Source organism: Pseudomonas sp. C 49-2 (genome assembly GCF_003970195.1).
GTDB classification, from domain to species: Bacteria; Pseudomonadota; Gammaproteobacteria; order Pseudomonadales; family Pseudomonadaceae; genus Aquipseudomonas; species Aquipseudomonas canadensis.
This window is the reverse complement of sequence record NZ_RXYG01000002.1, coordinates 573,598-584,596: the sequence shown is the minus strand read 5'-3', so window position 1 is coordinate 584,596 and position 10,999 is coordinate 573,598. Positions and strand designations below refer to the sequence as shown.

The following is a 10,999-nucleotide window of genomic DNA, read 5'->3' as shown; positions in this document are numbered from 1 at the left end:
GATTCCAATAATGAAAAACCCTTATGCTCCCGCTTTCTGGTGCGTGTGTTTTGCACTGGTGTTGTTGTCGGCTACCTATTTCTACGGCGTCATGCTGGCTCACCAACTCGACAAGGCGATGGTGTTTCTGGACAGCGCCTGCCTGGTGATCGGCACCCTGTCCATCGGCGTCGTGGCGTGGGCCTCCTACCAGAATCAACGGGTGAAGAAAAAACTCCTCGAACAAGGCAAGACCCGCGTGGCGATCTGGGACACCAAGGTCGCGTTGCGCCGGGTCGAGACCGTGTTCGACCGCTACTTCTGGGGCAGCTACTGGCAACCGGGGCGCACCTTCCAGGAAGTCATGGGCGACCTGACTGGCACGCCCCTGGAAAAAAGCCTCGAAGTCCTGAAGAAACAGTGCGTGGCCCTCGATCAACAGGTCGCGGACGGTAGGCACTGGCTGAATAACGCGCGGGAATTGTCCGACGTGGCCACGCAAATGGCGCGCGAGCGCTATCAACTGGACTTCTGCGACCCCAAGGCCGACACCCCTGGCAATGCCGTGATACACCGCGAGTTTGAGGTGCTGGTGTACACCTGGACGGCGCGCCTGAAGAGTTTCGACCACCAGTTGGATGAAATTGAACTGGAGTATTCGTGAACTAGTACCGAACTGATCCCTCTGAAAAGCTGGGCCGTTCGCGGCCGCCAGTGCTAATCTTCCCCCGTTTTCGGCGGGCTTGAGCCAATCCCCTCGGGGTTCAAGGAAGACAGCCCACTTCTCACAGGATTTGATCAGGTCACTTCATGAATAAGCCAGCCGTTGTTCTTTTGGGTTTCGTTGTCGCCGTCGGCGTCGTCAGTGCAGGCGGTGCCTGGTACACCGGTAAGCAACTTGAGCCCGTGCTGCAAACGGCGGTGCAGGACGCCAACAAGGAACTGCAACGTTCCATGGCCGGTGTCGACGGTACCGTTAACTTGGAGCTGGTGTCCCTGGACCGTGGCCTGTTCAGCAGCACCGCGCACTACCGCCTCAAGGGGCAAGGCTCGTTCTTCGGCGAGCAGAACCCGAACCCCGAGCTGCTGTTTGTCGATCATATCGAACACGGTCCGCTGCCCTTCTCGCGTCTGGTGTCGCTGAAGTGGCTGCCGGTCATGGCCACCAGTCATTTCGAACTGGAAAAGAACGCCACTACCGAAAAATGGTTCGCCGCTGCCAAAGACGTGTCGCCGCTCAAAGGCGTGGCCAATATCGGCTACAGCCGTTCGGTCACCGGCAACCTCGAATTGCTGCCGTTGGAGTTCAAGGACGAGACCTCCTCGGTGAACTTCTCGGGTCTGAACCTGGACTTTGACAGCACCGCCGAGGGCAAGAAGGTCAAGGTGGATGGCTACATGAACAGCCTCAAGCTGGACGTAGTCGATGCCAATGGCGCGCCGTTCAACGCCGAGTTCGCTGGCCTGACCGTGGCCAGCAACCTGGAAAAATCCACCTTCGGCTTCTACACCGGGCAGAACACCGTTGAGCTGACCGATACCAAGCTCACGTTCGGCCCGCAGAAAGCGGTGATGACCCTCAAGGGCTTTGAGCAGAAAGACACCAGCGAAGTCAAAGACAACAACATGTCCGGCCGCGTCGACTACAAGATCGACGAGATCGGCTATCAGGGCAAACCGGTCGGCTCTGCCGCCATGGCCGTGAGCTTGAAAAACATCGACGTGCCGTCGGGCCTGGTGCTGACCAAGCTGTATCAGGACAAGATGCAGCCGGTGCAAGCCGCTGCCGCCGCCGGTCAACCGGTGCCTGAGCTGCAACTGACCGAAGCCGAGCAAGCCCTGGCCGAAGCCAATGTCAACCAATTGCTCGCCGCCAAGCCGCACCTGGCATTGGAAAACCTGTCCCTGAAAACCACCCACGGTGAAAGCAAGTTCAACCTGGTGGTAGACCTGGCCAAGCCTACGTCCATGGAACTGCCGCCGGTTGAACTGGGCAAGCAGATGGTTGCGCTGCTGGACGCCAACCTGACCCTGTCCAAGCCGATGATCGCCGACGTTGCCGCTCTGCAAGCGCAGGTCGGTGGCGTGACCGACCCTAAAGCCATCGAGCAGCAATCCCAGATGGCCAGCGAAATGGTCAGCGGTATGGCGGTAGGCACACAGCTGGCAACCCTGGTCGGCAGCGACGTGGTGTCCAAGCTGCATTACGCCAACAATGAAGTGACCTTCAATGGCCAGAAAATGACCGTCGAGCAATTCATCGGTTTCGTGATGTCCAAAGTCGGTGCGGTTGGCGGCGCGCAGTAAAGATTTCGCCATCGCCCAGAAATAATTAATGGGGGAGCGGGGTTGTCCGTGATAAGGGTCAAAAGGTCGGCGTTCATGTCGATTAGCCACCCTTCATTGCAGGCAACTCCGCTCCCCCATTGGTTTTTCAGATTCGTAGGGCAATTCTGAACAATTGTTATGAATTGTCCTTTTTCATACAGGTGTCGGGGATAGTTCATACAGGAAAGCTAGGTCGGGTCACGAGACGCCGACACCCTGATGCAAACCGCTCAGGACCACCTATCGTTACAGCTTTCCGTGTGTAAGGAAGCTCACGATATGCTGCGAACACTCCCACTCAGTGCCTCAGGCCGGTTACGGCTGCTCATCGGGGTAACCTTGTGCAGCCAGTTGCTGATGCCCACCTTCGCCATGGCCGACCCGGCCTATGACGCCCTGATCATCCAGGCGCGCAATGGCAACTTCACACCCGCCCTGACTCAGTTGCGCCAATTGCCTGCCGAGCGCCAGACGCCAGGCCAGATCAGCGATCACCTGGTGATCGCCGGTTGGGCCGGCCAGGACGCCGAAGTGCTCAAGGTGTACGAGGCACAGGGACAGAATCGCAACTTGACCGCCCAGGCGCTGGCTACAGTCGCGCGGACTTATCGCAATCAGAAGCAGTGGGCACAGGCCGAGGCGGTTTACCGCAAGGCGCTGCTGCGTGAGCCGAACAATGTCGACCTGCAACTGGGCCTGGCCCTTACCCAGGCTGACGGCGGCAAAGCCAGCGAAGCGGTGCAACGCGCTCGCGCGCTGGTGGCCGCCAAACCGGATGATCCGAATCGTCGAATGGCACTGGGTTATGCGCTGACCCGCGCGGGCTTGCAGTACGACGCGCTGTTTGAATTCGACCAGGCGTTTACCCGCGCCGGTGACAAGCCGGAAGTGGCTCGCGAATACGTTGTCGCCTTGCAAAAAGCACGTCTGCCCGAGCCTGCGTTGCGCCTGTCGGCTCAGCGCCCTGGTCTTGTCGATCCGGTGACCCAGCGTCGCCTCGAAGGTGACCTGGCCGCTGAGCGCGTGCGCATGGCCGAGTTCGCCACGCGTACCGAGAAAGAGCGTTATGTCATCGCTGATCGCGCCTTGCAGGGGTACGACCAGCTCCTTGCCCGTTGGACCCCGGACCCCACGGCCAAAGACGACGTGGTGCGTTGGCGCATCGACCGCCTGGGTGCGCTCAAGGCACGGGCGCGCACTGCCGACGTGATCCGCGAGTACCAAACCCTCCAGGCCGAAGGTGTGCAGTTGCCCACCTATGCGGTGCGTTGGGTAGCCGCGTCCTACCTCGACCAGCGCCTGCCGGAAAAGGCTGCGCCGTTGTATCGCCAAGCGCTGAGCGCTCCCGATGCGGACGCGGGCGACCGCGTTGAAGACAGCACCGCCTTGTTCTACGCCTTGCTCGAAAACGACCAGGTGGATGAAGCGCGGGCGGTCGCCAAGAACTTGGCCGACAGCCAGAAACCGCGGGTTGAACTCAAGGGATTGCCCATCGGCAACCCCAACGACGAGTGGATGGACGCCCAGCAATTGGCCGCTCAGGCCGGCACCTATGGTTCCGACCTGCCGTCCAGCGAAAAGGCCCTGGAAGAACTGGTCGGCAAGGCGCCTGGCAGCATCGGCCTGCGCCTGGCGCAAGCCGAGATGTACCGCGCCCGCGACTGGCCACGGCGCGCCGAGCAATCGCTCAAGGAAACCGAAGCGCAAAGCCCGCGTGACATCGGCCTGGAGATGTCCCAAGGCTTCACGGCCCTGGACCTGCAGGAGTGGCGTCAACTCGACATCCTCACCGACGACGTGGTCGCCCGTAACCCCGACAACCGGCAGGTGCAGCGCCTCAAACGCCTACGCGATGTACATGATATGGCCGAGCTGCGAGTCGAGGCCTACACCGGCAAAAGCTTCGGCGGCGGCAACAACGGCGACGCCGGTGCCGTCTCGGGTAGCCGTGACTGGGGCATTGAAAGCCGTATCTACACGCCGCCTATCGACGAAGACTGGCGCCTGTTCGCCGGTGCCGGTTATGCCACCGCCGACTTTGAGGAAGGTACCGGCCATCACCGTTGGCAAGTGGTCGGCGTAGAGCGGCGGACTCGCGACATGACTATTGAAGCCGAGGTTTCCAACCACTCCTACGGCGATGGCTCCAAACAAGGCGCTGCTGTGTCGATTGCCCGCGACATCAACGACAACTGGCAATACGGCGGTAGCCTCGGCTACCTCCTGTCCACCACGCCATTGCGGGCATTGAATGACGGAATTACGGCCAACGGTGGCAGCGGTTTCATCCGCTGGCGCGCCAATGAAAGCCGCGAGTGGAAGCTGACCCTCAGCCCCTCCCATTTCAGTGACGGCAACGATCGTTTCGAGGCCTTGCTCAGCGGCCGCGAAGGCCTTTACAGCTCGCCGAAAGTGCAAGTGGACCTGGGCCTGGAAGTCGGCGCCAGCCGCAACAGCAAGGAAGACACGGTCTACTTCAACCCGAAGTCAGACTTCACCGTGTTGCCTGTCCTCAACATCAACCATGTGCTCTATCACCGCTACGAGACCCAGTGGAGTCAGCAGTTCCAGGTCGGTGCGGGTACGTATAGCCAGCAGGATTATTCCACGGGTGGCATCGGGCTGGTGGGCTACGGCCAACGCTATCGCTGGAACGATGTCCTGGAAGCCGGCGCCAACCTGAGCCTGATCAGCCGACCTTACGACGGCGATCGCGAACGCGATCTGCGTCTGCTCGTCGACCTCACTTACCGTTTCTAGAAGAGCCTGACCATGACCGTCCTCAGCCGTTGCTTGTTGATTCTGGGCGTAATGCTGGCCAGTGCCTGTGCCCAGCAACCCGCGCCTTTCACTCCACCCGCCGAGCGGCCGACACCGGCCAACGAAGCGCCGTGGCCGAAAAACCATTTCCTGGGCATTGCCTACCACGACGTCGAGGATCGCGACCCCGATCAGGCGGTGGTGGCGGTGCGCACCGAGCGTTTGATCGAACAGTTGGCCTGGCTGCGCGAGAACGGCTACAAGGCGGTCAGCGTCGATCAGATCCTGGCGGCTCGCAACGGTGGGCCTGAGTTGCCGCCTAAAGCGATCATGCTCAGTTTCGACGATGGCTATTCCAGCTTCTATACCCGCGTAATGCCGATCCTGCGTGCCTACCGTTGGCCAGCATTGCTGGCGCCGGTGGGCTATTGGATCGACACGCCGATGAACCAGCCAGTCGACTTCGCTGGCCAGCCACGGCCGCGTGGCGAGTTCCTCACCTGGCAGCAGATCCGCGAAGTGTCTCAATCGGGCCTGGTGGAAATCGCTGCGCACACCGACAACAACCACAAAGGCATCCTGGCCAACCCCCAGGGCAACCTGGAGCCGGCGGCGACCTCGCTGCGTTTTGATCCGGCCACTGGCCGTTATGAAAGCCAGGCGCAGTTCGATGCGCGGATGCGTGCTGACGTTGCTGCGATCTCCAACAAGATCCAAAAGGTCACCGGCAAGAAACCGCGGGTGTGGGTATGGCCTTACGGTGCCGCCAAAGGCACCTCGCTGGCGATCATTGGCGAGCAGGGCTACCAGATGGCCCTGACCCTGGAAGATGGCCTCGACAGCTCCAGTGACCTGATGAACAGCCCACGCTTCCTGGTGGCCTCCGACCCGGACGGCGAGCATTTCGCCAACAGCATGGTCGCGGTACAAACCAAGGCGCCGATGCGCGTGTTACATGTGGACCTGGATAACGTCTACGACCCGGACCCGGCTCAACAGGCACGCAACCTCGACCAGTTGGTACAGCGCGTGGTGGACATGGGCGCCGGCACCGTGTTCCTGCAGGCCTTCGCCGATCCCAAGGGTGATGGCCTGGTGCATTCGGTGTACTTCCCCAACCGCCACTTGCCGGTACGCGCCGACCTGTTCAACCGCGTCTCCTGGCAGTTGCACACCCGTGCCCATGCTGCGGTGTACGCCTGGATGCCGGTACTCAGTTTTGCCCTCGACCCCAAGCTGCCACGCGTAACGCGCTGGGACCCGGAAACTGGCAAGGTCGGCCTCGATCCAGACCAGTACAAACGCCTGTCGCCGTTTGACCCGCAGGTGCGCAAGATCATCGGTGAGATCTACGAGGACCTGGCGCGCAACAACGCGATCGACGGTGTGCTGTACCACGACGATGCGGTGTTCAACGATTTCGAAGATGCCAGCCCGGCCGCGCTGAAGGCCTATGCCGCTGCTGGCCTGCCGAACACCATTGAGGCGCTGCGTGCCGATCCGGCCGTGATGCAACGCTGGACCCGTTTCAAGAGCCGCTACCTGATCGACTTCACCAAGGAGCTGACCGCCAAGGTCCGCGCCATCGGTGGGCCGCAGATACAGACCGCGCGCAATATCTTCGCCGAGCCGATGCTCAACCCCGGCAGCGAAGCCTGGTTTGCGCAGAACCTGGATGATTTCCTGCAGACCTACGACTGGACAGCGCCCATGGCCATGCCGCTGATGGAAGGCCAGGAGTACAGCAACTCCAACGCCTGGCTGGAGAAGCTGGTCGCCACGATCAAGGCGCGCCCCGGCGCCATGGAACGCACGGTGTTCGAACTGCAAGCCAAAGACTGGCGCACCAAGGCCGCCCCGGACATCGACGCCAAACAGATGGCTGAATGGATGGGTGTACTCAAGCGCCAGGGTGTCACGAGTTTTGGCTACTACCCGGACAACTTCCTGGAAAACTCCCCGGACCTGAAGACGGTGCGTCCGGCCATTTCCAACCAATGGAACCCTTGACCATGTTCGACAGACTCTTGGCTTTATTCGTGCTGGCATTGGTATTGGGTGTGCCCCTGGGCCTGATCTTCCTGGTCACCGGGCAGTTCCTGATGGACTTCGTGTTTTTCTACCCGCTGTTCATGTCGGCGTTGTGGATCGCAGGCGGCCTGTATTTCTGGCTGCACTGGGAGCGCCATTGGCCGTGGGAAGAGGACACACCGGCGCCTACCTTGGCCGGCAACCCGCTGATCTCGATCATCATCCCTTGCTACAACGAAGGGGATAACGCCGCCGATACCATCCATGCGGCACTGGGTCAGTTGTACCCGAACATCGAAGTGATCGCGGTGAATGACGGCTCCAAGGACAACACCGCCGCGGTACTCGACGCCCTGGCGCTGGAGAACCCGCGCCTGCGTGTGCTGCACTTGGCGCAGAACCAGGGCAAGGCAGTGGCCTTGCGCATGGGGGCCGTGGCGGCGCGTAGCGAGTACTTGGTGTGCATCGACGGCGACGCGTTGCTGGATAAAAACGCGGCAGCCTATATGGTGGCGCCGATGCTGGATAACCCGCGCCTTGGCGCAGTGACCGGCAACCCGCGCATCCGTACGCGCTCGACCTTGATCGGCCGCGTGCAGGTCGGCGAATTCTCTTCGATCATCGGTTTGATCAAGCGCACGCAACGGGTGTTCGGGCGGATCTTCACGGTATCGGGTGTGGTGGTCGCGTTCCGTAAAAAGGCGCTGGACCGCATCGACTACTGGAGCACCGACATGATCACCGAGGACATCGATGTCAGTTGGAAGCTGCAGCTTGATCACTGGAGCATCTTCTACGAGCCCCGCGCCCTGTGCTGGATTCTGATGCCCGAAACCGTCGGCGGCCTGTGGAAACAACGCCTGCGCTGGGCCCAGGGTGGTGCTGAGGTGCTGTTCAAGAATATCCGTGGCATCTGGCAATGGCGTCATCGCTACCTGTGGCCGCTGTTGTTCGAATACTGCCTGTCCACCGGTTGGGCGTTCACCTTTCTGTTGTCGGTGATCTTCTGGGGCGTGGGTAAATTCATCCCGCTGCCGCAAGCGATCGCGGTCGACTCCCTGATGCCGCCGGCGTTTACCGGCTTGGTATTGGCCATGGTGTGCCTGTTGCAGTTCGCCGTGAGCATCATCATCGACCGCCGCTACGAGAAGGACCTGTGGAAAACCCTGTTCTGGACCGTGTGGTACCCGATGGTGTTCTGGCTGGTCAGTTTGTTCACCACCCTGGTCAGTTTTCCCAAGGTGCTGTTCAACCAGCATCAGAAGCGTGCGCGCTGGGTCAGTCCCGATCGCGGCATCAAACCTACTGAAGAGGAGGCGTGATCATGAAATTGGTCAGAACTCGCCAACGTACGGTGATGTGGATCATCGACGTGTTGTTGACCCTGATGGCCTGGGCCGGCCTGATTTGGTTGCTGGCACGTGGGATCAGTTCGATGCTGGAGACCCATGATGGTCCGCGTATCGATGCGCCGATTTTTGCCGCGCTCAACACCCTGCAGATCTACCTGTGGATTGCGCTGTTCAACGCTGTGATCCTGATCAGCTGGGCGCGCTACCAGCAGCGCCGGGGCCGCAAGTTCGCCCAGCGTCGCGCCGAGGCCAAGGCGTTGACCGACCAGAACCTGAGCGAGAGTTTCAGCCTGGCTGAAGGGGATCTGGAGCAGTTGCGTAAGCCTGGGGTGCTGGTGATCCATAACGACGAGGAGGGTGGTGTGGCGGAAGTGAAGTCCCATGTCTCCCGCGATGTCGAGAAGCCGGGGCTGACCCTGGTGCCGGCCAAGGATCAGAGCAAAGACGCCAGTTAAGGCGAACGCTGGAGGATCGTTCCCATGCAAGGTGGGAACGATTTGGTTTAATCCCGACAAATGGGATCCAATTCACAAAAATGCCGCGAACTTTTCTGCTTTTTCCGATACTAACCTAACTCGGCAAGAAGTTGATGGCCAAGTAATGGCAATCTTCAAGTTCTCCGATGAATCGCTATCAAGAGTGCTGCCGCCTGTCGGAATAAAAATCCCATGGCCAGTCAGCTTTTCTCTTTGGTAATTTTTAGTTGTTATAAATCAACATGTTGCATGACTAATTAGTACTAATGTCCAACTAGCTCAGCTTTTTGAGTTGTTGGAAGTTAGGTGTTAGTTTGCCGCCCCTTGATTTTCGATGGATCGAATATGTCTTTGTTATTGCCACGGACTCGGTTACTGCTATGCACTTTCATGCTCGCTTATTTGGGCCTGAACAGTGCCATGGCCGCCCCCACGCCCGGGGATCAGGACCTGATCCGCGATCGGCAGAACCGCCTGCTTGAAGAGCAGCGCCGGCGTCTCGAAGAACTCAAGGACCTGCCCGGTAAAGAATCCAGGCCCCAGGCCCCGGCGACGCCTACCGACACACGTTGCTTCCCGATCAAAGACATCGAACTCAAGGGCGCTGACAGCCTGTCTGCCGACGACCGCGCACGCCTGCTCAAACCCTACACGGGCCAATGCCTGGGCGTGTCGCAGCTCAATGAACTGCTCAGGGTCATTACCGACTACTACATCGAAAAAGGCCGCGTTACCAGCCGTGCCTATCTGCCGCAGCAAGACCTCTCCAGCGGTCACCTCCAAGTGTTGGTGGTGGAAGGCAAGCTCGAAGGCTTGAAAGGCGCACAAGGCAGTACCGTTACCGACCGTGAGCTGGCGATGGCCTTTCCCGGCAAGGTTGGCGAGGCGCTCAACCTGCGTGAAGTCGAGCAACTGGTGGACCAACTCAACCGGTTACCCTCCAAGCAGGCTCAGATGGAGCTGACCCCCGGCACGCAGATCGGCGGCAGTGAAGTGGTGGTCAAGAACACCCCGCAAAAGCCCTGGCGCGCCAGCCTGTCACGCAATAACGATGGGCAGAAAAGTACCGGCGAGCAGCAGTGGGGAGCCGGCCTAGAGTGGGACAGCCCGCTGGGCCTGGCCGATCAACTGGTACTGCGTGGCGGCCACGACGCCGTGAGTGACCACCAGAAAACTTCAAAAAACAGCATGCTCTACTACAACGTGCCGTGGGGCTGGTGGAACTTCAGCTACACCTACAGCGAGAGCGACTACCGCACCTATGGCAGGGTCGACGACTTCAAATTCAAACAGAACGGCGACAACCAGAACCACCAACTGCGCGCTGAGCGGGTGATCCACCGTGACGACGTGAGCAAGACATCGGTGAACGTGGGCCTTGCGCACCTGCGCACCAACAACTACATCCTCGACACCCGTACAAAGCCAAGCAGCAACCGCCTCAGCGAATTGCAACTGGGCATCAACCACGGGCGGCGTATCGGCAATGCGTTCGTCAACGTCGACCTGGGCATGCAGAACGGCATCGGCTTGTTCGACGCGCAATCTCAAGATGAGCGCGACCCGTTCGGTAATCGCCAACCCAATGCGCGCTACCGCAAATACACCGCCACCGTCAGCTACCTGCAACCGTTCGCCTTGTGGGGCGAGTCGTTCAGTTTTTCCAGCCTGGCCACCGGCCAACGCAGTGAAGACATTCTGTTCAGCCCGCAGCGCATGAGCCTGGGTGGTTCGGCCTCGGTGCGTGGTTTCAAGGATCAGCAGTTGATTGGCGATAGCGGCGGCTACTGGCGCAACGAAGTGCGCTGGGCCCGTGCGGTGACCGTCGACTGGTTGCGCCCGGCTTTTGCTGAATACGGCGCCAGCGTCGGCTACGACCAAGGGGTGATCAGTAATGATCGCTATAACGGCGGTGTACACGGCCGGGTGTCGAGTAACTCCCTGGAGCTGTTCGCCCGCGGCAAGAACCTGAGCACCAGCGTGACCTTTGCGCATTCTTTGGAACGCCCGGCAGTGATGAGCGAGCGCGAAGCGCCGATCTACTTCCGTATGGATTTCTTCCTGTAATTAAAC

The 10,999-nt window shown here is 60.2% G+C and carries 7 protein-coding genes; all 7 read left to right on the top strand.

Translation table 11 applies throughout. The annotated features are described in order from the left end of the window. Positions 1 to 10 precede the first annotated feature (10 nt). Positions 11 to 643 carry a hypothetical protein gene (locus tag EJ576_RS06150; protein WP_028615228.1) on the top strand — a complete coding sequence of 211 codons (633 nt, stop codon included), beginning with the start codon at positions 11 to 13 and terminating at the stop codon, positions 641 to 643. A 146-nt stretch (positions 644 to 789) separates the two neighbouring features. Then, on the top strand, positions 790 to 2,286 hold the full coding sequence (locus EJ576_RS06145; protein WP_123475427.1) for a YdgA family protein: 1,497 nt from the start codon (positions 790 to 792) through the stop codon (positions 2,284 to 2,286). A gap of 300 nt (positions 2,287 to 2,586) precedes the next feature. Then, positions 2,587 to 5,067: a poly-beta-1,6 N-acetyl-D-glucosamine export porin PgaA gene (gene pgaA / locus EJ576_RS06140; protein ID WP_123475425.1), complete on the top strand. Its 2,481-nt coding sequence runs from the start codon at positions 2,587 to 2,589 to the stop codon at positions 5,065 to 5,067. A 12-nt stretch (positions 5,068 to 5,079) separates the two neighbouring features. Then, positions 5,080 to 7,077, top strand: a complete 1,998-nt coding sequence (gene pgaB / locus EJ576_RS06135) for a poly-beta-1,6-N-acetyl-D-glucosamine N-deacetylase PgaB (protein ID WP_126569809.1) — start codon at positions 5,080 to 5,082, stop codon at positions 7,075 to 7,077. A 2-nt stretch (positions 7,078 to 7,079) separates the two neighbouring features. Further along, a complete protein-coding gene (gene pgaC, locus EJ576_RS06130; RefSeq protein WP_028615232.1) occupies positions 7,080 to 8,420 on the top strand; it encodes a poly-beta-1,6-N-acetyl-D-glucosamine synthase in 1,341 nt (446 codons plus the stop codon). A 2-nt stretch (positions 8,421 to 8,422) separates the two neighbouring features. Continuing rightward, positions 8,423 to 8,905 carry a poly-beta-1,6-N-acetyl-D-glucosamine biosynthesis protein PgaD gene (gene pgaD, locus EJ576_RS06125; protein ID WP_068937701.1) on the top strand — a complete coding sequence of 161 codons (483 nt, stop codon included), beginning with the start codon at positions 8,423 to 8,425 and terminating at the stop codon, positions 8,903 to 8,905. A gap of 366 nt (positions 8,906 to 9,271) precedes the next feature. Then, positions 9,272 to 10,993 (top strand): ShlB/FhaC/HecB family hemolysin secretion/activation protein, encoded by a 1,722-nt coding sequence (locus EJ576_RS06120; RefSeq protein WP_126569807.1) that lies wholly within the window; start codon positions 9,272 to 9,274, stop codon positions 10,991 to 10,993. Positions 10,994 to 10,999 lie beyond the last annotated feature (6 nt).

Bases quoted from the DNA above. Each gene is read 5' to 3' on its own strand.
- EJ576_RS06120 (WP_126569807.1), top strand. From the start codon at position 9,272: ATGTCTTTGTTATTGCCACGGACTCGGTTACTGCTATGCACTTTCATG.
- pgaA (WP_123475425.1), top strand. From the start codon at position 2,587: ATGCTGCGAACACTCCCACTCAGTGCCTCAGGCCGGTTACGGCTGCTC.
- pgaD (WP_068937701.1), top strand. From the start codon at position 8,423: ATGAAATTGGTCAGAACTCGCCAACGTACGGTGATGTGGATCATCGAC.
- pgaB (WP_126569809.1), top strand. From the start codon at position 5,080: ATGACCGTCCTCAGCCGTTGCTTGTTGATTCTGGGCGTAATGCTGGCC.
- EJ576_RS06150 (WP_028615228.1), top strand. From the start codon at position 11: ATGAAAAACCCTTATGCTCCCGCTTTCTGGTGCGTGTGTTTTGCACTG.
- pgaC (WP_028615232.1), top strand. From the start codon at position 7,080: ATGTTCGACAGACTCTTGGCTTTATTCGTGCTGGCATTGGTATTGGGT.
- EJ576_RS06145 (WP_123475427.1), top strand. From the start codon at position 790: ATGAATAAGCCAGCCGTTGTTCTTTTGGGTTTCGTTGTCGCCGTCGGC.